General features: G+C 70.3%; 18 protein-coding genes. 15 read left to right on the top strand and 3 right to left on the bottom strand.

The annotated features are described in order from the left end of the window. Positions 1-476 precede the first annotated feature (476 nt). The 8 genes from ACZ32T_RS31500 to ACZ32T_RS31465 all read left to right on the top strand — a co-directional run bounded on the left by ACZ32T_RS31500 (position 477) and on the right by ACZ32T_RS31465 (position 9,945). The gene (locus ACZ32T_RS31500; protein WP_467370470.1) at positions 477-2,618 is read left to right on the top strand and encodes a hypothetical protein; all 2,142 of its coding nucleotides are present in this window, start codon (positions 477-479) and stop codon (positions 2,616-2,618) included. Between the two features lie 98 nt (positions 2,619-2,716). Then, the gene (gene pelF, locus ACZ32T_RS31495; protein WP_467370467.1) at positions 2,717-4,240 is read left to right on the top strand and encodes a GT4 family glycosyltransferase PelF; all 1,524 of its coding nucleotides are present in this window, start codon (positions 2,717-2,719) and stop codon (positions 4,238-4,240) included. Beyond that, entirely contained in the window at positions 4,237-5,673 is a 1,437-nt protein-coding gene (locus ACZ32T_RS31490; protein WP_467267624.1) for a hypothetical protein, read from the top strand. The genes pelF and ACZ32T_RS31490 overlap by 4 nt, the downstream gene beginning before the upstream one ends. A 106-nt stretch (positions 5,674-5,779) precedes the next feature. Continuing rightward, positions 5,780-6,781 carry a GDP-mannose 4,6-dehydratase gene (locus tag ACZ32T_RS31485; RefSeq protein ID WP_467267626.1) on the top strand — a complete coding sequence of 334 codons (1,002 nt, stop codon included), beginning with the start codon at positions 5,780-5,782 and terminating at the stop codon, positions 6,779-6,781. A gap of 33 nt (positions 6,782-6,814) precedes the next feature. Beyond that, positions 6,815-7,528 (top strand): nucleotidyltransferase family protein, encoded by a 714-nt coding sequence (locus tag ACZ32T_RS31480; RefSeq protein ID WP_467267627.1) that lies wholly within the window; start codon positions 6,815-6,817, stop codon positions 7,526-7,528. 7 nt (positions 7,529-7,535) lie between these two features. Then, positions 7,536-8,462, top strand: coding sequence for an NAD-dependent epimerase/dehydratase family protein (locus tag ACZ32T_RS31475; protein WP_467370465.1), 927 nt, complete (start codon positions 7,536-7,538; stop codon positions 8,460-8,462). Further along, on the top strand, positions 8,459-9,121 hold the full coding sequence (locus ACZ32T_RS31470; protein ID WP_467267630.1) for a spherulation-specific family 4 protein: 663 nt from the start codon (positions 8,459-8,461) through the stop codon (positions 9,119-9,121). Before ACZ32T_RS31475 ends, ACZ32T_RS31470 begins: the two co-directional genes overlap by 4 nt. Continuing rightward, complete coding sequence (locus ACZ32T_RS31465) at positions 9,118-9,945, top strand: endo alpha-1,4 polygalactosaminidase (protein ID WP_467267632.1); 828 nt, start codon at positions 9,118-9,120, stop codon at positions 9,943-9,945. Before ACZ32T_RS31470 ends, ACZ32T_RS31465 begins: the two co-directional genes overlap by 4 nt. A 71-nt stretch (positions 9,946-10,016) precedes the next feature. Here ACZ32T_RS31465 and ACZ32T_RS31460 read toward each other — a convergent pair whose 3' ends face one another. Then, a complete protein-coding gene (locus ACZ32T_RS31460; protein WP_467267633.1) occupies positions 10,017-11,246 on the bottom strand; it encodes an ROK family protein in 1,230 nt (409 codons plus the stop codon). Between the two features lie 69 nt (positions 11,247-11,315). Then, positions 11,316-14,030 carry an aconitate hydratase AcnA gene (gene acnA / locus ACZ32T_RS31455; protein WP_467267634.1) on the bottom strand — a complete coding sequence of 905 codons (2,715 nt, stop codon included), beginning with the start codon at positions 14,028-14,030 and terminating at the stop codon, positions 11,316-11,318. A gap of 292 nt (positions 14,031-14,322) precedes the next feature. On the opposite strand from acnA, the gene ACZ32T_RS31450 reads away from it, so the two are divergent. From ACZ32T_RS31450 to ACZ32T_RS31440, 3 genes are all read left to right on the top strand, one after another. Continuing rightward, positions 14,323-15,021, top strand: a complete 699-nt coding sequence (locus ACZ32T_RS31450; RefSeq protein WP_467370463.1) for a GNAT family N-acetyltransferase — start codon at positions 14,323-14,325, stop codon at positions 15,019-15,021. Between the two features lie 83 nt (positions 15,022-15,104). Then, positions 15,105-15,302, top strand: a complete 198-nt coding sequence (locus tag ACZ32T_RS31445) for a DUF4236 domain-containing protein (RefSeq protein ID WP_467267638.1) — start codon at positions 15,105-15,107, stop codon at positions 15,300-15,302. Positions 15,303-15,505: 203 nt separating this feature from the next. Continuing rightward, on the top strand, positions 15,506-17,035 hold the full coding sequence (locus ACZ32T_RS31440) for a helix-turn-helix domain-containing protein (protein WP_467267640.1): 1,530 nt from the start codon (positions 15,506-15,508) through the stop codon (positions 17,033-17,035). 449 nt (positions 17,036-17,484) lie between these two features. Here ACZ32T_RS31440 and ACZ32T_RS31435 read toward each other — a convergent pair whose 3' ends face one another. Beyond that, complete coding sequence (locus tag ACZ32T_RS31435) at positions 17,485-17,616, bottom strand: hypothetical protein (RefSeq protein WP_279626903.1); 132 nt, start codon at positions 17,614-17,616, stop codon at positions 17,485-17,487. Positions 17,617-17,720: 104 nt separating this feature from the next. Between ACZ32T_RS31435 and ACZ32T_RS31430 the strand changes: the two genes are divergently transcribed. The 4 genes from ACZ32T_RS31430 (at position 17,721) to ACZ32T_RS31415 (ending at position 22,026) form a co-directional block, all read left to right on the top strand. Then, a complete protein-coding gene (locus ACZ32T_RS31430) occupies positions 17,721-18,200 on the top strand; it encodes a hypothetical protein (protein WP_467370460.1) in 480 nt (159 codons plus the stop codon). A 14-nt stretch (positions 18,201-18,214) separates the two neighbouring features. After that, positions 18,215-19,714 carry a hypothetical protein gene (locus tag ACZ32T_RS31425; RefSeq protein ID WP_467370458.1) on the top strand — a complete coding sequence of 500 codons (1,500 nt, stop codon included), beginning with the start codon at positions 18,215-18,217 and terminating at the stop codon, positions 19,712-19,714. A gap of 8 nt (positions 19,715-19,722) precedes the next feature. Further along, the gene (locus ACZ32T_RS31420) at positions 19,723-20,355 is read left to right on the top strand and encodes a hypothetical protein (RefSeq protein WP_398087538.1); all 633 of its coding nucleotides are present in this window, start codon (positions 19,723-19,725) and stop codon (positions 20,353-20,355) included. Between the two features lie 144 nt (positions 20,356-20,499). Continuing rightward, entirely contained in the window at positions 20,500-22,026 is a 1,527-nt protein-coding gene (locus tag ACZ32T_RS31415; protein WP_467370454.1) for a TIGR04141 family sporadically distributed protein, read from the top strand. The last annotated feature ends 193 nt before the right edge of the window (positions 22,027-22,219 follow it).

Here is a 22,219-nt window from a genome sequence, read left to right as displayed (position 1 = left end):
TGCGCGCCCGTAGCGGCGCGCTCACGCGCTGAGCGGGAACCTCGGCGACGAGGACGGCGGTCGGCCATGCTCCAGGCCGGCCGCCGTCGGCATGCCGCCCCGGGAATGACTTGATCCGGATGCCCGCCGATCCGCACTTTGGTCCAGACCACTGGCGTCCCACCGCGGCAGCGTACGACGGCCCGCGGACCGTCGCTCGGCTTCCGCAGCAGCGCACGAGGTCGCAGCCGGGTTCACCACCGCCCGCCGGGGGGCTCCGCATCGCTCACGCCGACCATCTTGTCGCATTGCGCTATACATGCGCTTTTCCGCCAAGTTCCCGATCAGGCGCACAGAATATCCACACAGACCTCACTATGTGAGGCGACGTATACGTCGATGACCGGCGTCTCAGGGGGGCGACGGCGTTGCCGTGGGGGCGGGGCAGGCTCCGCAAGGAGCTCGCCCTTCCCTGCCCTGGGGAGGGGTTTCACCGCATGAAGCGCACCATGCGCACCACCGCGCTCGTACTGGGCACACTCATGGCGACGATCGGGTTGCCGGCCGCGTCCGCCCGTGCGGACGATCCGCCACCGCGCGTCGATCTGCGCGTCCTGGTGGTGAGCGACGGGGGGCCGTCCACCGCCGCGATCGCCGCCGAACTGGAGAACGCCGGAACGCCCTACACCGAGATCGACCTGGCGGACTCCGGACGGTCCGTGATCGACGCGGACTTCCTCGCCGACACGGTCGACGGCCGACCGCGCGCGAAGTACCAGGCCGTCGTCCTGCCCAACGACAATCCGTTCTCCACGGGATCCGCCGAGATGGCGGCCCTGGCGGCCTACGAACAGACGTACTCGATCCCGCAGGTCGACGCCTACACCTATGCCCGCCCCCAGGTGGGGCTCAACGCGGCGGTCGGTACGGGCTACGCCGGCAGCATCGACGGGGTGCGGGCCGAGGTGACGCAGGCCGGCCGGGCCGGGGCCTTCGGATACCTGGAGGGCGCTGTCCCCTTCGAGGACAACTCCCCCACCGTGGGTGAGTCCTACGCCTACCTCTCCACGCCGGCGGCAGGCGCCGACTTCGTCCCCTACGTCCAGGCCACCATCCCCGGCAGGACGACCAAGGGGTCCCTGGTGGGCGAGTACCGGCACGACGGGCGGCGCGAACTCGTCGTCACCTTCGTCTACAACCAGTACCAGCAGCAGTACCGGCTGCTGGCCCGGGGCATCGTGGAGTGGATGACCGGCGGGGTGCACCTCGGCGCCGACCGCAACTACTTCGCGGTCCACGTCGACGACGTCTTCGCCGCCGACGACCGCTGGGACTCCACGCTCAACTGCACCCCCGGCGACGTCGACTGCCAGCCCGGCGAGGGGACTCCGAACCCGATCCGCATGGTCCCGGCGGACGTCGACCACGCGACCTCCTGGCAGACCCGCCGGGAGTTCACCCTCGACTTCGCCTACAACGCCTCAGGCACCGTGGATCACCGCGAGGACAACGCCGGCCAGGACCCCCTCGCCGACAAGCTGATCACCGACCGCGACCGGTTCCGCTGGATCAACCACACGTACACCCACGCCTTCCTGGGCTGCGCGCAGAACACCTCCGTGGTGCCGTGGCAGTGCGCGACGAACGCGGACGGTTCCACCCGGTGGGTCAGCCGGAACGAGATCGCCGACGAGATCGCGGCCAACGAGGCGTGGGGCGTCGCGGCCGGACTCCCGCTGCACAGAGAAGAGTTGGTCACCGGTGAGCACTCCGGTCTGAAGGTGACCCCCCAGCAGCCGGTGGACAACCCCAACCTGGGGCCCGCGCTCTCGGACACGGGCATCGAGTGGCTCGGATCGGACAACTCCCGCGACCCCGTACAGCGCCAGGTCGGCCCCGCCACGACCGTCTCCCGCTACCCGATGAACATCTTCTACAACGCGGCGCAGCCGGCCGAACAGGTCGACGAGTACAACTGGATCTACACCAGCCGCGCCCAGGGCGGCAGCGGGATCTGCGAGGACAACCCCGCCACCTCGACCTGTCTTCCCGAGCCGCTGGACACCGCCACCGGCTACACCGAGCACATCGTGCCGTTGGAGACCCGTATCGCGCTGGGCCACGTCCTCGCCAACGACGTCAAGCCTCACTTCATCCACCAGTCGAACCTCGCCGAGGGCCGCATCGCCTATCCGGTCCTCGACGGCGTACTCGACACCTACGACGACCTGTTCACCGATGACACCCCCGTGGTGAACCTGCGGATGAAGGACATCGGCGTCGAGATGCAGCGCCGGGCCGCCTGGCGGGCCGCCGTCGACGCGGGCCAGGTCACCGCCTACCGGATCGGCGACAGCGTGTCCGTACAGGCGCCCGACGGCGTGGCGCTCGCGGCCACCATGCCCGCCGGCACCCGGCACACCGGCGCGGCGTTCGGGTCCTCCTACGCCGGCGCGGTCTCCGGCTGGGCCGCGGCCCCTGCCGGAGGCCTGCCGTACACCCTGGACCTGCCCACGGCCGCCGGTACGCCGGTCACCGCGGCCGAGCCGGAGGCGACGCCCGCCTCGACGTCCGCCGCACCCCGGACCGAGGTGCCCGCCGGGGTCGAGGAACAGGTTCCGTACGCCGCAGAACGCTGACAGGCGTACGCCCTCCTGTCCCGGCCGCCGTACGGCGGCCGGGACGGGCCCGCGACCCCCGGGCCCGACACCCCACCTCCCGGCCGTGGAGCACATCGATGCACTTTCCCCACGGCGCGCGACACCCCGGCGCGTCGCGTGTCACCCTGCTCACCGAAGGCACATACCCGCACAGTCACGGCGGCGTGAGCGTCTGGTGCGACCAGCTCGTCACCGGTATGCCCGACATCGCCTTCGACGTGACCGCCGTCACCGGAACCGGCCGTGAGCCGGTCGTCTGGGAGATCCCCGCCCACGTCGGCCGTGTCGTCTCCGTCCCGATGTGGGGTCCCGCACCGGACGGTCGTGCCCCGCGCGGACGCTACCTGGAGCGGCTCACCAAGGCCTACGAGCGGTTCCTGACCGCACTGCTCGACCCGCAGGCCGAGGACGGCTTCGGCCCGGCGCTGTACGCGCTCGCACGGGCCGCCCAGGACGGCCGACTCGGTCCCTTCCTGCGCGGGGACCGGGCCATCGGCGTCCTGACGGCCCTGTGGAACCGTCCCGGCCTCGCGGTGTGCGAGGCCCGGCCGACCCTGCAGGACGCGGTGACGGCGACCACCCTGCTGGAACACGCGCTGAGGCCGCTGGCCGCACCGTTGCCGGAAGCGGGTGTGGCGCACGCGGTCAGCGGAGGCGTGGCGGTGCTGCCCGGCCTCGCCGCGCTGGAACGCCACGGTGTGCCGCTGCTGCTCACCGAGCACGGCGTCTATCTGCGCGAGCGCTACCTCGGATACCGCACCGCCCCCTACCGGTGGCCGGTGAAGGCACTCGTGCTGGGCTTCTTCCGGCTGCTGGCGGAGGAGACGTACCGGCGCGCCGCACTGATCACCCCGGGCAACCGCTACAACCGGCTCTGGGAGGAGCGCGGCGGTGCCGCGCCGGCATCGATCCGGACGGTCTACAACGGCGTGGACCCCGCCGCGTTCCCGCCCGCCGGTCCCGAGCCGGCCGATCCCGTGCTCAGCTGGGCGGGCCGGGTCGACCCGATCAAGGACCTGGAGACCCTGATCCGCGCCTTCGCGCTCGTACGGGCGCGGATACCCGCCGCGCGGCTGCGCCTCTTCGGTGGCACGCCGCGCGGCGGTGAGGGATACCGGGACCGGTGCGTGGCCCTGGCCGCGGAACTGGGCCACGCCGACGCGGTCACCTTCGAGGGCCGGGTCGAGGACATCAAGGACGCCTACGCGGCGGGGAACGTCGTGATGCTCTCCAGTATCAGCGAGGGATTCCCCTTCACCCTGATCGAGGCCATGTCCTGCGGGCGGGCGACCGTCTCCACGGACGTGGGCGGTGTCCGGGAGGCCGTCGGCGACACCGGCCTCGTGGTGCCGCCCCGCGACCCGGCCGCGATGGCCGCCGCGGCGCTGGAACTGCTGGCCGACGCGGAGCGGCGCCGCACGATGGGCGAGGCCGCGCGGCTCAGGGTGATCGAGCAGTTCACCCTCCGGCAGACCATCGACACCTTCCGCTCCATCTACCAGGAGCTGTCGGTCTCCGGCGGCAGGGGCGCTCCTGCGGCCTTCGACGAACAGGCGCCGGCGACGGCGGACAGAGCACCGGTGAGGAGCGCGGCCGGATGAGCGGACCCATGTCCCTGGAGCCGGGCGGCGCGGAGCAGGACACCCTGGCCCTACGCCTGGCCGACGACCGTACGCTCGCCATGCGCCTCGCCGAGGTCCGGGCCCCCGCCCGGCACGTCACCGACCAGCACACGCTGGCCCTGGTCCTGCCGGGCCACGCGGCGCGACGCGACGCGGTGGACAGGCTCGCCGCCGAACTGGCCGACCGCGTCGCGCCAGCCGTCCACCCGTACGAGGTCGCCGCGCTGCTGGAGTCCGAGGGGCTCACCGGTGAGGTGATCCAGGAGAAGTACGGTCACACCGACCTGTTCTCGCTGGCGACGGCGTTGTACCGGCGCGTCCCGCGGACGTTCCCCGAGCCCCCGAGGCCCCCTGATCCCTGGCGGCCCGACCATCTGCGCTGCGCCTTGCGAGGGCTGCTGTTCGCGCTGCCCGGCCTCGCCTACGCACTCGCCGGACGGTTGTTGACCTCCGACGGCACGGTACGGGCGCTGGTGGTGGCCGGACTGATCTCCTGGGCCTGGAACCAGGCGCTGGGCCACCGGGCATACGTGCGCCTGGCCACCGGACGCCGGGAGGCGGGCCGCACCCTGGCGAAGGGAGCGCCGCTGGGCGCCGTCGCGGCGGCGGCCGCCGGAGCCGCGCTCTCGGGGCCGGGCGTGACCGCACTGGCCGTGGCGGCCCAGTCGGCCTACCTCGCGGCGGCCGGTGTGCTGCTCGTACTGGGCCGTGAGCGGCTGCTGCTGGCGGTCCTCGTGCCGGTCACCGCCGGCGGGACGGCGCTGCTGTGGTGGGAGCCCGGTGACGTGCTGCGGGCCGGGCTGCCGTTGCTGTCGCTCCTCGGTTCGGTGGCCGCGGCCGGTGGGGTGTTGCGCGCCGCCCGTGCTGCCCCGGCCGCTCCCGGTGCCACACGTCCGGGTCTATGGCCGTCCCTGCCGTACGGGCTGTTCGGACTGGCCGCCGGGTCGCTGGTGTTCCTGGCGGGCCGGGACCATCCCTGGGCGGTGATCGTGCTGACCCTGAGCATGGGCCCGGCCGAGTGGCTGCTGTACCGCTACCGCGGACTGTCGGTGGCGGCGCTGCGGTCCACAAGGACGCCCGCCGCGTTCCGGGCCCGGTCCGCCGCCGTTCTCGCCGGCTGCCTGCTGGTGTATCTCGGCGTGCTCGCGCCGGCCTCACTGCTCGTGGACGCCGAGCCCCTCCCCCTGCTGCTGCTCGCCGCAGCCTTGTGGATCTCCCTGCTGCTCCAGGCGTTCGGCGTCGCATGGCCGCCGGCCGCCCTGTGCCTCACTGCGGCCGTCGTCGCCGGCGTGGTGACGCTGACCGGCGCCCCGGCGGGCGCCGCGGTGCTGCCGCTGTGCTGCGGCGGCGCCGTGCTCTGTCTCACCGCGGTGGCCGTGCGGGAGCTGGGCCGGCCGGCAGCCCACGTCTGAAGTCGCCTCACCGGCCGCGCACGTACCACCGCACCGCCGTACGTCTTCGCGAACCGCCTGCGGTCCGCGCCCCGGAACCACTCACCGACCACCGGAAGGACCCACCTTGACCGCCCCACCGCTCGCCGCCGTCACCGGAGCCGAAGGCTTCATCGGTTCCCACCTCACCGAGGCGCTCGTCGCCTCCGGTCACCGGGTGAGGGCCATGGCGCAGTACAACTCCTTCTCCTCGTACGGCTGGCTGGAGACCCTCTCCCCCGACGTCCTGGGCGAGGTCGAGATCGTCCTCGGCGACGTCCGGGACCCTGGCTCGGTCCGCCATCTCGTCGAAGGAGCCGAAAGCGTCTACCACCTGGCCGCCCTCATCGCCATCCCGTACTCCTACCGGGCGCCCCACAGCTACGTGGACACCAACGTCACCGGCACGCTGAACGTGCTGGAGGCGGTACGGGCGGCGGGCACACCGCGGCTGGTGCACACCTCCACCAGCGAGACCTACGGCACCGCGCAGACCGTGCCGATCACCGAGGACCACCCCATCAACACCCAGTCCCCCTACGCGGCTTCGAAGGCGGGCGGGGACCGGCTGGCCGACAGCTACCACGCCAGTTTCGACACCCCGGTGGTGACGCTGCGGCCGTTCAACACCTTCGGGCCACGGCAGTCCATGCGGGCGGTGATCCCGACCGTCATCGGCCAGGTCGCGGCCGGGGAGCGGACCATCACCCTCGGCGACCTGCGTCCCACCCGCGACTTCACCTTCGTCAAGGACACCGCGCAGGCGTTCCTGACCGTGGGCACCGCGCCCGCCGAGCAGGTCGTGGGCCGCACCTTCAACGCCGGGACGGGCGGCGAGATCTCCGTCGGTGATCTCGTCACCCTCATCGGCAAGGTGATGGACACCGCGCTCGACGTCCGCGAGGACACGCAGCGGCTGCGACCCGCGAACTCCGAGGTCATGCGGCTGGTCGCCGACGCCGGCCGGTTGCGAGCGGCGACCGGCTGGAGCCCGGCGCACGACCTGGAGGAAGGCCTCGCGCGGACGGTGGAGTTCTTCCGCGAACCGGAGAACCTCGCCCGCTACAAGACCGGCATCTACAACATCTGACCACATCCCGCACGTCGAGCAAGGGGGAAGACCATGTACGCAGTGATCATGGCCGGAGGCAAGGGTGTCCGGCTGCGTCCCTACACCACGGCCCTGCCCAAGCCGCTGGTGCCCATCGGCGACCAGCACGCCATCCTCGAGATCGTCCTGCGCCAGCTCGCCTCGGCCGGATTCACCGGTTGCACCATCGCCATAGGCCATCTCGGCGAGATCATCCGGGCCTACGTCGGCGACGGCTCCCAGTGGGGGCTGAGAGTCGACTACTCCACCGAGGAGTCGCCCCTGGGGACCATGGGCCCCCTGCTGACCATGCGTGAGCGACTGCCGGAACACTTCCTGGTGATGAACGGGGACATCCTCACCGACCTCGACTACGCCGACGTCCTCCACCGCCACCAGCGCTCCGCAGCTCCTCTGACCATCGCCACGTACGCACGCCAGGTGCTCATCGACTTCGGCGTGCTGACCACCGACGCGAGCAGAGTCGTCGGCTTCACCGAGAAGCCGAGCATGGACTACCGCGTTTCCATGGGGGTGTACGGGCTGACCCGGTCCACACTCGACGGGTACACCGCCGGGCTGCCGCTGGGCTTCGACGAGTTGGTGCTGGATCTGCTCGCCTCCGGCAACCCGCCGCACGCCTACGATTTCGACGGCTACTGGCTGGACATCGGACGTCCCGACGACTACGACCGTGCCAACGCGGAGTTCACCAGCCGCAAGTCCCTGCTGCTCAAGGGAGCCTGAACACCGTATGCGCATCCTCGTCCTGGGTTCCACCGGCTATCTGGGGACCCACGTCGTCGAGCGGCTCGGCGCCCTCCGGGGCGCGCGGGTCCTCGCCGGCGGCAGGTCCCCGGCCGCCGACGTCCCCGTCGACCTCGCCACCGACTCCACCGACCGGCTCGCCGAACGCCTGGCGTCGGCGGCGCCGGACGCCGTGGTCAACTGCGCCGGCGCGACCGGGGGCGACCCGGTGACGCTCGCGGAGGCCAACGCCCGAGGGCCGGCCGTCCTGTGCGCGGCGATCGCCGTGGCCTGCCCCTCGGCCCGGCTGGTCCACCTCGGTTCGGCGGCCGAGTACGGTCCCGGGGCCGGCCGAATCCCGGTGACGGAGTCGGCGGCCACCCGGCCTCTCAGCGCCTACGGAGCCACGAAACTGGCCGGCACCATCGCCGTCTCGACCTCCGGCCTGGACGCGCTCGTCCTCCGGGTGGGCAACCCGGTGGGGCCGGGGGCGCCGCCCGCCGGGCTGCCCGGCAGGGTCACCCGGATGCTGCGGGAGGCGGGCACGGCCCCGGACGCCGTGCTCCGCCTCGGGGATCTCTCGGCCTACCGCGACTTCGTCGACGCGCGCGACGTGGCGCTGGCCGTGGAGCGGGCCGTGACGTCGCCGGGGCCACTGCCGCGCGTGCTCAACATCAGCGGCGGCGAGGCCGTACCGGTGCGCGACCTGGTGCGCACGCTCGCGGACATCGCGGACTTCGGGGGACACATCGAGGAACAGGGCGCCGGCTCCGTCCGGTCGGGGCAGGTGTCCTGGCAGTGTTCCGACATCTCCACCGCCCGGACGGCTCTCGGCTGGCGGCCCTCGTACACGCTCCGGGAGTCGCTGGCGGCGCTGTGGTCGGCCGGCGCCCCCGTCCCCTCCTCGCGTGAGAGAAGCGAACTGCCGTCGTGAACCTGCTGATCCCGCTCTACGTCCACCCGGCCGTGGACCCGGCCGCCTGGCAGCGGCTCACCACGGCGGCCGACCTCACCTACGCCGTGGTGCTCAATCCCGCCGACGGGCCGGGCGGCGGCCCCGATGCCTCCTTCGTCTCCGCGGCGGGCGCACTGCGCTCAGCGGGCGTCCGGCTGCTCGGCTACGTGGACACCGACTACGGTGCCCGGCCCGCCGCGGAGGTCACCGCCGATGCCGCCCGGCACCGGGAGTGGTACGCGACCGACGGCTGCTTCCTGGACCGGGTGAGCGCGGCGGGCAGCGCGCTGCCCGCCTACCGCCGGCTGGTACGCGCGCTACGCCGGCAGGGCGCGTCGCCCGTGGTCCTCAACCCGGGCGTGCACCCCGCCCCCGGTTACGCCCGGATCGCCGATCTCCTCGTCACCTTCGAGGGCCCCTGGTCCACCTATGTATCGGCGTTCAGCAGAGCCGACTGGACAGCGCGTCACCCGCCCGACCGCTTCTGCCATCTGGTGTACGACGTGCCCGAAGCCCTGGCACCGCTGGCCGTGCGCACCGCTCACGAGCGTGGCGCCGCCGTGTCGGGACCGGTGACCGGGGGACCGCCCAACCCGTGGTCCCGGCTGACACCGGTGCTGACCGGAGCGGAGCGGTGAGGCGCGGAGCCCGGACGTGGGCAGCCCTGCTGACCGTGCTGACGGTCTCGGTGACGGCCGCGACGGCCGGTTGTTCCGCCCCGGACGGCAGCCGGGAGGCGGCGCCGGTCGAGCCGCCGCAGAGCCGGTGGCAGCCCCGGCCGGGGCTGGCCTGGCAGTGGCAGCTCGACGGCAAGGTCGACGCCGCGGCAGCCGACGTACCGGTCTACGACATCGACGGCTTCGAGAACGACGCCGCGGACGTCGCCCGGCTCCACCGCGGCGGCCGCAAGGTGATCTGTTACATCAACGTGGGCGCCTGGGAGGACTACCGGCCGGACAGGGACGCATTCCCCTCCTCGGTACTGGGCGGACCGAACGGCTGGCAGGGTGAGCGCTGGCTCGACATCCGTCGGATCTCCCTGCTGCGGCCGATCATGGAACGGCGCTTCGACATGTGCCGGGAGAAGGGCTTCGACGCGGTGGAACCCGATCTGGTGGAGGGGTACGCCGACGACACCGGCTTCCCGCTCACCGCGCGGGACCAGCTGAAGTACAACCGTATGATCGCCTCGATCGCCCATGAACGCGGCCTGGCGGTGGGCCTGAAGAACGATCTGGCGCAGATCCCGCAGCTGGTGGACGCCTTCGACTTCGCGGTCAACGAACAGTGCGCCCAGTACGGCGAGTGCGCGCGGCTCACACCGTTCATCGAGGCCGGCAAGGCGGTCTTCCACGTCGAGTACACCGAGCCGGCCCATCGCTTCTGCCCCGAGTCCCGGAGGCTGGGGCTCTCCTCCATGGTGAAGAAGTGGGAGCTGGGGGCCTGGCGCAAGGCCTGCTGAACGGTTGCGGCTGTGCGGCGGCCTTCGTCCCGGCGGCCCGGCGCGGCTCCACCCTTCGGCCGCCGCACCCGTCACCGCATCGCGTATGCCGCCGGGTTCTCCAGCACCTCGTGCATCACCCGGGCCGCCGCGCCCCTGGCCGCGTCGCCGGAGAGGGACGAGGCGCGCAGCCGGCTGCCGTTCTCGTGCCAGCGGCCCGACACGACCCGTGCGGTGAGCTGGGCGTCCGCGGGCCCCTCCAGCCAGGGCATCAGGTTGCGGTAGATCCCGCCCAGGACGACGGCCTCCGGGTCGAAGAGGTTCACCGCGCCGGCCAGCACCACGCCCATCCGGTCCCCTGCCTCCCGGAGCGCCGAGACGGCCCGCTGCTGGCCGGCCGCCGCCCGCTGCTCCAGCTCGTCGATCCCGCGCACGCCCGTGTCCGGGTCGATCCCGGCGGCGCGCAGCAGGGCCGCCCGGCCGGCGTACTGCTCCAGGCAGCCGTGCGCGCCGCACCGGCAGAGGGGGCCCTGCGGGTCGACGACGACGTGTCCGATCTCCCCGGCGAACCCGTGGGCGCCCCGGAGCATCTCGCCGTTCACCACGAGCGCGCCGCCCACGCCGATCTCACCGGTGAGATAGAGGAAGGTGCGTACGCCGCCGAGTCCGCCGAACCACAGCTCGGCCAGGGCCGCCAGATTGGCCTCGTTGTCGGAGCCCACGGCCAGTGCCCGCCCGGCCGGACGCAGGGTGCTGAGCGCCTGTCCGAAGATGCCCTCGGCCGCGACCCTGCTCCAGCCGAGGTTGGGCGCCTGCCGGACCACACCGCCGGAGACGAGGCCGGGCAGGGCCAGCTCGACGCCGACCACCCGCAGTTCCTGCTCCCGGGTGGAGGCGATGACCCGGTTGGTGAGCCGGGCCGCGTGGGCCAGCACCTCGGCGGGCGGGACGTCCCGGTGGTCGGTGTGCTCGGTGACCCGGACCCGGTCGGTGCCGGTGAGATCGACGGCGCACACGGAGACGTAGTCGATGTTGATCTCCACGCCGAGCCCCGCCGGGCCGGTGCGGGAGAGCTTCAGCACGGTGCCGGGGCGGCCGGCCGATCCGCTGGAGGTCTTGCCGGACTCGCTGAGGCAGTCCAGCGCGAGCAGCTCCTCGACGAGCGAGGAGACGGCGGCCCTGGTCAGCCCCACGAGGCTCGCCACCCGGGCCCGGGTGACCTCGCCCTCGTCACGGACGGTCCGCAGGACAAGGCTGAGGTTGTGGCGGCGCACGGACTCGTGTCCGGCCTTGGCCGCGGGCGAGGTGAGGGTGTTCTTCATCAGACCTTCGAGCCTAACGGCGAAGGGCCGCACCCCGGGGGTGCGGCCCTTCGCTCACTTCCTGAGCCCTTACTTGCGGATGAGGCTGCGAAGGACGTACTGCAGGATGCCGCCGTTGCGGTAGTAGTCCGCCTCGCCGGGGGTGTCGATGCGGACGACGCCGTCGAACTCCACACCGGTGTCGGTGGTGACCTTGACGGTGCGCGGCGTGGTGCCGTTGTTCAGCTCGGTCACGCCGGCGAAGGAGAAGGTCTCCTCACCGGTCAGGCCGAGGGACTCGGCGGTGTGGCCCTCGGGGAACTGGAGCGGGAGGACGCCCATGCCGATGAGGTTCGAGCGGTGGATGCGCTCGTAGGACTCGGCGATGACGGCCTTGACGCCCAGGAGCGCGGTGCCCTTGGCCGCCCAGTCACGGGACGAGCCGGAGCCGTACTCCTTGCCCGCCAGGATGACGAGCGGGGTGCCCGCGGCCTGGTAGTTCTGGGAGGCGTCGTAGATGAACGACACGGGGGCGTCGGCCTGCGTGAAGTCCCGGGTGAAGCCGCCCTCGGTGCCCGGCGCGATCTGGTTGCGCAGGCGGATGTTGGCGAACGTGCCGCGGATCATGACCTCGTGGTTACCACGGCGCGAGCCGTAGGAGTTGAAGTCACGGCGCTCGATGCCGTGCTCCGTGAGGTACTTGCCGGCCGGGGTGTCGGCCTTGATCGCGCCGGCCGGGGAGATGTGGTCGGTGGTGACCGAGTCGCCGAGCTTGGCGAGAACCCGGGCGCCGGTGATGTCCTCGACCGGGGACGTCTCCATCGTCATGCCCTCGAAGTACGGGGGCTTGCGCACGTAGGTGGACTCGGAGTCCCACTCGAAGGTGTTGCCGGTCGGGATCGACAGCGCCTGCCACTGGGCGTCGCCCGCGAAGACGTCCTGGTAGGACTTGTTGAACATGTCCTCGCCGATGGAGTTGGCGACGACGTCGTTGACCTCGGCCTCGGAGGGCCAGATGTCCTGGAGGAAGACGGGCTTGCCGTCCTGGTCGACGCCGAGGGCGTCCTTGGTGATGTCGACCTTCATCGAACCGGCGATGGCGTACGCGACGACCAGCGGCGGGGACGCCAGGTAGTTCATCTTGACGTCGGGGTTGATCCGGCCTTCGAAGTTACGGTTGCCGGAGAGCACCGAGGTCACGGCCAGGTCGTGGTCGTTGACCGCCTTGGAGACCTCTTCCGGCAGCGGGCCGGAGTTGCCGATGCAGGTGGTGCAGCCGTAGCCGACGAGGTTGAAGCCGACCTTGTCGAGGTACGGGGTCAGGCCCGCCTTGTCGAAGTAGTCGGTGACGACCTTCGAGCCCGGGGCGAGGGTGGTCTTGACCCACGGCTTGCGGGTCAGGCCCTTCTCGACGGCCTTCTTCGCCACGAGCGCCGCGGCGACCATGACGTACGGGTTCGAGGTGTTGGTGCAGGAGGTGATCGCGGCGACGGTGACGGCGCCGTGGTCGAGCTCGTACGTCGTGCCGTCGGGCGCGGTGACGGTGACCGGGTTCGACGGAACGCCGTTGGAGGCGGCGGGGGCGTCGGAGGCCGGGAAGGACTCCTTGCCCGCCTCCTCGTCGTCCGCGACGTAGTTGCGGACGTCCTGGGCGAACTGCGCCTTGGCGTTCGCGAGGACGATGCGGTCCTGCGGGCGCTTCGGGCCGGCGATGGAGGGGACGACCGTGGAGAGGTCGAGCTCCAGCTTCTCGGAGAAGTCCGGCTCGGCGGCCGGGTCGAGCCAGAGGCCCTGCTCCTTGGCGTACGCCTCGACGAGCGCGACCTGCTGCGCGTCACGGCCGGTGAGGCGGAGGTACTTCAGCGTCTCGTCGTCGATCGGGAAGATCGCGGCGGTGGAGCCGAACTCCGGCGACATGTTGCCGATGGTGGCGCGGTTCGCGAGGGAGGTGGCGGCGACGCCCTCACCGTAGAACTCGACGAACTTGCCGACGACGCCGTGCTTGCGGAGCATCTCGGTGATGGTCAGCACGAGGTCGGTGGCGGTGGTGCCGGCCGGGAGCTCGCCGGTCAGCTTGAAGCCGACGACGCGCGGGATGAGCATGGAGACCGGCTGGCCGAGCATCGCGGCCTCGGCCTCGATGCCGCCGACGCCCCAGCCCAGCACGCCGAGGCCGTTGACCATCGTGGTGTGCGAGTCGGTGCCGACGAGGGTGTCGGGGTACGCCTGGCCACCACGGACCATGACCGTGCGGGCCAGGTGCTCGATGTTGACCTGGTGGACGATGCCGGTGCCCGGGGGGACGACCTTGAACTCGTCGAAGGCGGTCTGGCCCCAGCGCAGGAACTGGTAGCGCTCCTTGTTGCGGCCGTACTCCAGCTCGACGTTCTGGGAGAACGCGTCGTTGGTGCCGAACTTGTCGGCGATGACGGAGTGGTCGATGACCAGCTCGGCCGGGGCCAGCGGGTTGATCTTCGTGGCGTCGCCGCCGAGCTCCTTGACGGCCTCACGCATGGTGGCGAGGTCCACGACACACGGGACACCCGTGAAGTCCTGCATGATCACGCGGGCCGGCGTGAACTGGATCTCCTGGCTGGGCTGGGCCTGGGAGTCCCAGCCGCCGAGCGCCCGGATGTGGTCGGCGGTGATGTTCGCGCCGTCCTCCGTGCGGAGCAGGTTCTCCAGCAGCACCTTCAGGCTGTAAGGGAGGCGCGCGGAGCCCTCGACCTTGTCCAGCTTGAAGATCTCGTACGACTCGTCACCCACGCGCAGCGTGCTGCGGGCGTCGAAGCTGTTCGCCGACACGACAGTCTCCTTCTTCAATGTGCGCGTTCAACCGCGCCGCGCCTCATGTGCGGCCGGCGCCGCCTGCGGCCCCCACCATCCGCTAAGGTAAGGATTAGTTAGGTAACCCTTACCGAGCGGCGGCTGCGGTGCGCCTCGGCAGATATCTCGATGTCGAGATAACTCTAGTACATAGCCGCCGCGCGGTCATGCCCGGGCGCCCGTGTCCTGTGCCGCACCGAGAGAGCACGCGGGCGGGACCGGTGCATTTCGATGCCGATCACCCCCGACCACTTCCGCCCGGGAAGGCGCCGTGCACGTCACCACCACCTCCGAAGCCGTACGGGCATGGGTCCACGGCTGGGCCCTCTCGCGGGGAGCGGGTGAACCGGACCCCTCACCGTGGGGCTTCACCGTGAGCACAGGACCTCCCGCACACGCCACGAGCCACGTCCTGACCGCCGCCGACGCGACGACGGTGCGGGAGATCACCGGGGCCCCGGCCGTGCCCGGCGTCCGGCTGAAGGCCTTCGTGCGGACGGAGTCGCTCGCGTCCTGGATCGCGCCCGGCTGGTCCGTCGCCGACGAACCCGGCTACCTGATGTCCGCCCCGCTCCACCCCGCCCGCACCCCGGCCCCCCTCCCCCACGGCTACCGGCTCCGCACCTGGATCCACGACGGCGTCACCCACGCCCGGGTGTGCGCGGCCGACGGCACGTGTGCCGCACGGGGCCAGGCGGCCGTCACCGCCGCCACCGGCACCACCGCCGCCACCGCCGTCACCGCCGTCATCGCCGTCATCGACAAGGTCGAGACCCACCTCGCCCACCGGCGCCGCGGTCTCGGCCGCCTGATCATGCGCACGCTGACCGACGCGGCCGCCGAGCAGGGCGCGACGGTCGGGCTGCTGGCCTCGTCGGCGGAGGGGCGGGCCCTGTACGAGAGCACGGGATGGACCATATCGGCGCCCCTGGCCAACGCCCTGCGAGGCCCGGACCCGGCGCGGCGCTGACGACGCCCGCGGCCTGTCGGGTGGTCCGGCGCGCATGACCCGGCGACTTCGGGATACCCGTACTCCTGACAGAGGAGGCACAGATGCCGCTCACCTTCCGAAAGAGCTTCCACATCCTCCCGGGCGTCCGGCTGAACATCAACCGCCGCTCGTGGTCCGTCACCACCGGCGGACGGCACGGACCGAGGCGCACCACGAGCAGCACCGGCCGGCGCACCACCTCCATGGATCTGCCGGGCCCGTTCGGCTGGCGCCGGACGACGCGCCGCCGCCGCGGCTGACCTCACCCACCGTCGCGGGCCCGCCTCACCTCACCCTCGCGGGCTCGGCCGGGCTCACCCGTTCGGCCGAGCTCCGCACGCCGGGGAGCCGGGGGCGTCCGACCCTTCAAACAGGCGCCTCCACACGGCCGGGCACCTGACCGTCACCTCAATCCCACACCCCCGACACGAGCTTCATCTCATATCTGAGATAGCGTGCAGCCATGGAAGACGACTACCTCGCACGTATCGGCAAGCTCATCCGTGACGCCCGCCAGCATCGGGGCTGGACACAGAGTCAGCTCGCCGAGGCGCTGGCGACGAGCCAGAGCGCCGTCAACCGCATCGAACGCGGCAACCAGAACATCAGCCTTGAGATGATCGCCCGCATCGGCGAGGCCCTCGACAGCGAGATCGTGTCGCTCGGCTACGCCGGTCCCATGCACCTGCGTGTCGTGGGTGGCCGTCGGCTCTCGGGCTCCATCGACGTCAAGACGAGCAAGAACGCCTGCGTCGCGCTGCTCTGCGGTTCACTGCTCAACAAGGGCCGCACCGTGCTGCGCCGGGTGGCCCGCATCGAGGAGGTCTTCCGGCTGCTGGAGGTCCTCAACTCCATCGGCGTACGCACCCGGTGGATCAACGACGGTGTCGACCTCGAGATCCTGCCGCCCGACCGGCTCGAGCTGGAGTCCATCGACGCCGACGCCGCGCGCCGGACCCGCTCCATCATCATGTTCCTCGGCCCGCTGCTGCACCGCGAGGACCGCTTCACCCTGCCGTACGCCGGCGGCTGCGACCTCGGCACGCGCACGATCGAGCCCCACATGATCGCGCTGCGCCGTTTCGGCCTGGAGATCGCCGCGACCGACGGGCTCTACCACGCCCAGGTCGACCACGAGGTCCGTCCGGGCCGCCCCATCGTCCTGACCGAGCGCGGCGACACGGTGACCGAGAACGCACTGCTGGCCGCCGCCCGGCACGACGGCACGACAGTCATCCGTAACGCGTCCTCCAACTACATGGTCCAGGACCTGTGCTTCTTCCTGGAGTCGCTCGGCGTCCGCGTCGACGGCGTCGGAACGACGACCCTCACGGTGCACGGGGTGCCGGAGATCGACGTGGACGTCGACTACTCCCCCTCGGAGGACCCGGTCGAGGCGATGAGCCTGCTGGCCGCCGCCGTGGTGACGGAGTCCGAGCTGACGATCCGCCGGGTCCCGATCGAGTTCCTGGAGATCGAGCTCGCGGTCCTGGAGGAGATGGGCGTCGACTGCGACCGCACGCCGGAGTACGCCGCCGACAACGGCCGAACCCGGCTGGTGGACCTGACGGTCCGGCCCTCCAAGCTGGAGGCGCCCATCGACAAGATCCACCCGATGCCCTTCCCCGGGCTGAACATCGACAACGTGCCGTTCTTCGCGGCGATCGCGGCGTCCGCGCACGGCAAGACCCTGATCCACGACTGGGTCTACGACAACCGCGCGATCTACCTCACCGACCTCAACCGCCTCGGCGGCCGGCTCCAGCTCCTGGACCCGCACCGCGTCCTGGTCGAGGGCCCGACCCGCTGGCGCGCCGCCGAGATGATGTGCCCGCCCGCCCTGCGGCCGGCGGTGGTGGTGCTGCTGGCGATGATGGCCGCCGAGGGCACGTCCGTTCTCCGCAACGTCTATGTCATCAACCGGGGTTACGAGGAGCTGGCGGAGCGGCTGAACTCGGTGGGCGCGCAGATCGAGATCTTCCGCGACATCTGACCGGCGGGGTGTCGTGCCCCTTGAGGGCAAGGGGCACGACAGCCCAATGCGCCCGCTGACCTGCGGATACCTACCTTCGCAACCCCCCACAGATCACTGTTGCCTTTCAGCACCTTGTGCAATGCATGTGCAAGATGATCTTGAATAGAGGCGGCACATCAAAAAAATCTGAGTTCCCGTCAGTCTTTACGGAGGGTTGTCGCCGAAGCGGCCTCGCCACGTCCGATGCCGTTCGTGTCACGTCGGGTCGCTATTCGCCTGCGTCTGGTGAGCAGCCCGGGCTCGACCTCGAACAGTGCCACGAGCGTCTCGCACTCTGTCGGCTTTCGGTCGGTCAGTGCGAACGCGTCGGGCAGGCCGCGCAGAGTGCACACCATGTGCAGCCGCAGCCTCAGAAGGGCCGTGAGCGACTGGGGGCAGGAGACGCACTCGGCCCACCCGGGGATTCGTCAGCTGAAGCGCTGGGTGAATGTGCGGGCGGCACGCAGCGGCAGGCCGCTGGGAGCCGTCGGGGTGACGAGGGTGGCCTTGAGGGCCGCGGTGGCACAGACCGGCGCGGGTCCCCAGATCAGCGGTCGCACGGTGAGCGGGAGTCGGATGCCTGCCGCGCGCAGAGCTCGAACCCTCCGACGCGTCAGCAACTCCGCTCGTAGGCTCTGTGGTTCACACCGAAACAGGGGGAACGGTGACGTTCGAAGACGAGTGGGCACAGCTCACATCAGATGCACGGGATCGCCGGTCCGCACAGATGCGACTGAATGCAGCCGGGACGACACCGAGTGGGTCCGGAACTCACGGGGACCTGGTGGTCCACCAGGACGACCTGGGCGCTGTTGGCAATGAAGCGTTTCGGGTCCATGGGGCGCTGCAGAAGAGCGCCGATATCGCCGGAGCCGGGATGGACAAGTCGGGTGCCGGGACTACGGCCCGCGCCGCGGCGGAGTTGAAGAGTCGGAATTTTGACCTGGGCACCGAGCTGTACACCACGCTCGAGGTTTGGACCTCGCAGGTCAAGACCGTCCTGCAGATGTGTGCCCACATCTCCAACCACTTGGACTACTCGAAGAAAAGGCACGCCAAGGACGAGGCGGAGGTCCTCGCCACCCTCACGCGGAGGGATGGCTCCGCAGTCCCGGTGTCCGAGCTACTCAAGTACGTGAAGTGAGCAGGTCGGACCCCATGGGACCGTTCAGCTATACAGATCTCGTCGAAGTCGACCTCGGAAGGCTGAGTACCGCCGCCACCGACTGGAAGTCCACGGCCGCGAGCCTGGCAAAGCTGAGGGCCGAGGTCTACAGCGGCCTTCTCCTACTGTCGGACGGGGCTCAGTGGGCAGGCGAGAACGCCTCGGTCACCAAGGAGTTCGTCCGTAAGACGGCGAAAGAGGTCGCGGATCTGCACCTGGAGGCCACCAGCGTCTCCGCGGTGCTCGAAGACGCCCACGCCGAACTGACACAGATCCAGAAGAAGGCCCGAGACCTTTCCGCGGAAGCACGTCAGGGAAATCCCGCTCGCAGGGCGGGCCCAGATCCTGGCCTGATGGTGACGGACGGCCCCAACGGCACGGTAAAGGTGACAGAGGCCTTCTGTGATGCGGATGGAACCTCACAGCGGACCAAGGACTTGATGCAGTGGTACGCGGATACCCTCACAGGATTGGTGGCTCATGCGGCCGAGGTCGACGCAGCGGTGACTCGCGCACTGAAGCGCAGCCACGGCGGTGACCCGCACAACGCAGGGCATGCGGCATACACCTCGCTGGACGAGGACCAGCTGCCCCGTGCCACGAAACTCGCGTCGCTCGGCGACGACGCGAACGCCGCGCAGCGTGCCGAGCTACGGCGGCTGTGGACGTCCTTGAGCCCCCAGGCTCGCGGGGAGTTGTGGGCAGGACACAGGGACGACCTTCTGGCCGCCGGGTTGCTCGCTCCTTCGGTCAAGCAAGCCGCTGCCGACCGGGGCTCCGGCCCGTACGCCGTCGAGGAGCCGGGCGCGGAGGAGCGCAGGAACCTGGAGAAGATGAACCTGGTAGCCGAGTTGGCCGACTGGAAGGGTGACAACGACGCCGCCCGGCACATGGCGCACTACCTGGGCAATAGCGGGACGGACATGGACCTGCCCATCGACAAGATGATGTCCGAGGTACCCGAATTCCGCTCGCACATCGACCGCACTGTCACGGATCACCAGGACGCATGGCGTGACCAGGCGCTGGCAGAGTTCAGGAGGAACGGTGGGCAGCCCGTGTCGATACCCGTGGAGACCGAAAACCGGGACTTCAGCTTCACCCCGGATGTCAATGAGAACTGGTTCTACGCGGTGGGTTCGACCAGGTCGAACGTGACCGGAGTCGTCACGGTCGAGCCCGATGCGAACGGAAAGCCTGTGGTCGGCTTGGACTATCAGGCCAACGCGTGGGACCGCTACAACTGGGACGAGGACAAGGGAGTGACAATCCCCGTCCCGGGAGTCGACGACATGAGCGTCCCTGATGGTCAGATGGCACGCTTCCACACCACCGGCATTGCCCGCGAATTCGACATGGCGGGCAGCAGTTCGGTCAAGCACTACGATCTGGGCGTGTCCGACCCGCACCAAGGCCCGCTGCCGCAGCCCGACGAGCCCGGACGTGCCGGCGATCGTACAGATCCCGGTCGTGAGCAACAGGAAGGGCGATAGAGACTCGTATGAATGGTCCCGGTCATGAAGTCGAGGGTGGACAGCCCAAGCCTCCGCGTCGCCTGTGGGTCCCGATCGTCATCGTCGCTCTGGTGTTCTGCGTCGGTGGCGCGGCCGTGGCCGGCGGGTTGTGGTGGGTGGCCGACCGCGCGGAGTCGGATCTGCTGGACCAGGAGATGAACTGCTGCTGGGAGGAGGGGGCGACCCCGGCCTGGATGAGCAAACAAGTGGGCATCCGCTTCCCGGAGCAGGCATCGGACCGGCGCGCTGGCTACAAGGTCGGGCAGCGCTACGACACGGGACTGCTTTCCTTCGTGCTGCCGAGTGCAGAAGCGCAGACCTACACGGACCGGCTCGTCCCGGGCAACATCAAGATGTCTGGAAACACCCTCATCAAGGGGAAGGACTACCGCCCTGCGGCTACGTTCACTCATCTCGGGCTGCCGGAGCCGGAAACATTCACCCAGGACCTTCGGAGGACCAGCCTCTGCCCCGAAGGGCTCGACACCCCTGAAGGCGCACAGCTTCAGCGCTGCATCGACCTGTTCGTCCACGAGTACAAGCCGGGCACAACGCGGATATACGTCCGGTCGACCATCGAACCGTCGATGAAGCCGCCGCCGGCGGGCAACAGGCAGTAGGCGTGCGCGCGGCCCTGAGCAACCCCCAGGAGACGGGGCAGCAACCTCCGGCCTCGGCTCTTCGGAGGTGCGTCGTCCGGTGGATCCGGGCCCATTCCCGAGCAGGCCGAGATCCGTCAGGATATCCGAATCGGCTGCATGCCCATGTCACGCACCACCGGCATCACGGTCAGCGAGAGCGTCCGCCGTACCGCTGCCTTGCTCCTGCTCGCCGTCGATGATGCGGTGTACGCCATAGGCTGCGACCAGGGGTACCGGCTGACCCCCGAGCACCTCAAGGACAAGCGGTTCGGTCTCTCCTTCGCCATCCGCCAGATGGACCCGAACATGATCCGCGGCGCCGTATCGAGGTCACTCGGGCGGGCGCGCACCGACATCTCGCTGGTTCCGGGAGGTGCTCCGGTTCCGCTGCTGGGCATTCGTGATCACTCCCGCATCGTGCGAAGTCTCGGCGGCTACCTCGACGACCTGCCACTCACCCGGTCGCGTTACAAACGTGGAAGGGCGGTCAGCGCCCAGGGAGGCTGCGGACTGAGGATCGCTCTCGGCGTCGAGCCCGATGCCTTGATCTCCGACCTGCGTACGATCGCGAGGATCTGCCGTGAGGACATCCCGCACCAGGAGCTGGAGTTCGTCGACCACATCGTTCCGGTCACCGACACGATGACTCTCGACGAACTCGATCAGGGCTTCGACGAGCGCCTCGGCGGGCGCGCCGAGGCGCTCGTCTCCGTCTCCGTCCCCTCCGAACACCACGTGGCGTACGGGGACGCCACGACGTATCGGACGCAGATCAACAGTCCGGGCGCCCTGGTCTCCGGCGACTTCGACCTCGGTTACACGCTCACCCGGGCGCGACTGGCGCCCCCCGGCCGAGGCCTCAAGGCGCTGCGCGACGGAACAGTGACGCTGGCCAGGGACCGTCGCGCGGGAGTCACCGACACGCTCGCCGTCACCAGCGCGTTGAGCTGGCTGGAGACCAGCATGTCACTCGGCCCCAAGCGGTTCTTCCTGATGGAAGGCGAGTGGTACGAGGCAGGAGCCGCCTACGTAGAGGAATGCCGTGCCACAGTACGAGCCCTGTTCTCGCCCACCCCGTCCGTGTCCCTTCCGTCCTGGTCGGACGGGGAGACCGAGAACACCTACAACAACAGGGTGGCCGATGACCGGCCTGGCTGGCTCTGTCTCGACACCAAGAACGTCCCCAACCCGCTTCGCCCACGGGACCAGGTCGAGATCTGCGACCTCCTCACTCCGGACGGCACCCTGATCCTCGTCAAGCGCGCGGGGGGATCCGGCCCGCTGAGCCATCTCTTCAGCCAGGCCAGGGTGGCGGTGGAACTGCTCCAGGAGTCCCCTCAGGTCCGGGCGGACTTCACCGCGAAGGTGGGGCGGCTGAGCGGCGGAGCGCTGGTACTTCCGGAGGACTACACGCCGCGGCGGATCGTCCTGGCGATGCAGCTCAAGAATCGCGACGACCTCACTCCGGAGTCCGTATTCGGCTTCTCGCAGATCACCATGGCCCAGACCGCGAAGGCACTTGCAGCACGTGGGGTGACGGTCGAGGTGGTCGACATCCCTGAGGGCGGCGCCAGCCCCTGTCCTCCGCCTTCATCTCGGGCGGACGGCGATGTGCGGGTGCCCGCACAGTTCTGCGGGCCGGTGTCGTGATGCATGTACGGGCGCACGGGCAGCCTCCATCTCTGCCTGCCCGGACTTCTATGACCCGCTCATCAGCGCGCCTTGGGCTTGCCGGCCTGTGACTGCCACTGACCTGCTGCGCTGATCGATCTGCACTGTCGTGGGATTCCCGGGACTCGTCTGGGGCTTCGACCAACTGTCATGAAAATGCGACAACTGGCGA

The sequence above is a fragment of the Streptomyces sp. NPDC023573 genome (genome assembly GCF_055559735.1).
This window is presented reverse-complemented; position numbering and strand designations above follow the sequence as displayed.

What these genes read in the sequence shown, in the direction of transcription:
- ACZ32T_RS31500 (WP_467370470.1), top strand. Translation starts at nt 477, where the DNA reads ATGAAGCGCACCATGCGCACCACCGCGCTCGTACTGGGCACACTCATG.
- pelF (WP_467370467.1), top strand. Translation starts at nt 2,717, where the DNA reads ATGCACTTTCCCCACGGCGCGCGACACCCCGGCGCGTCGCGTGTCACC.
- ACZ32T_RS31490 (WP_467267624.1), top strand. Translation starts at nt 4,237, where the DNA reads ATGAGCGGACCCATGTCCCTGGAGCCGGGCGGCGCGGAGCAGGACACC.
- ACZ32T_RS31480 (WP_467267627.1), top strand. Translation starts at nt 6,815, where the DNA reads ATGTACGCAGTGATCATGGCCGGAGGCAAGGGTGTCCGGCTGCGTCCC.
- ACZ32T_RS31475 (WP_467370465.1), top strand. Translation starts at nt 7,536, where the DNA reads ATGCGCATCCTCGTCCTGGGTTCCACCGGCTATCTGGGGACCCACGTC.
- ACZ32T_RS31460 (WP_467267633.1), bottom strand. Translation starts at nt 11,246, where the DNA reads ATGAAGAACACCCTCACCTCGCCCGCGGCCAAGGCCGGACACGAGTCC.
- ACZ32T_RS31445 (WP_467267638.1), top strand. Translation starts at nt 15,105, where the DNA reads ATGCCGCTCACCTTCCGAAAGAGCTTCCACATCCTCCCGGGCGTCCGG.
- ACZ32T_RS31440 (WP_467267640.1), top strand. Translation starts at nt 15,506, where the DNA reads ATGGAAGACGACTACCTCGCACGTATCGGCAAGCTCATCCGTGACGCC.
- ACZ32T_RS31425 (WP_467370458.1), top strand. Translation starts at nt 18,215, where the DNA reads ATGGGACCGTTCAGCTATACAGATCTCGTCGAAGTCGACCTCGGAAGG.
- ACZ32T_RS31420 (WP_398087538.1), top strand. Translation starts at nt 19,723, where the DNA reads ATGAATGGTCCCGGTCATGAAGTCGAGGGTGGACAGCCCAAGCCTCCG.
- ACZ32T_RS31415 (WP_467370454.1), top strand. Translation starts at nt 20,500, where the DNA reads ATGTCACGCACCACCGGCATCACGGTCAGCGAGAGCGTCCGCCGTACC.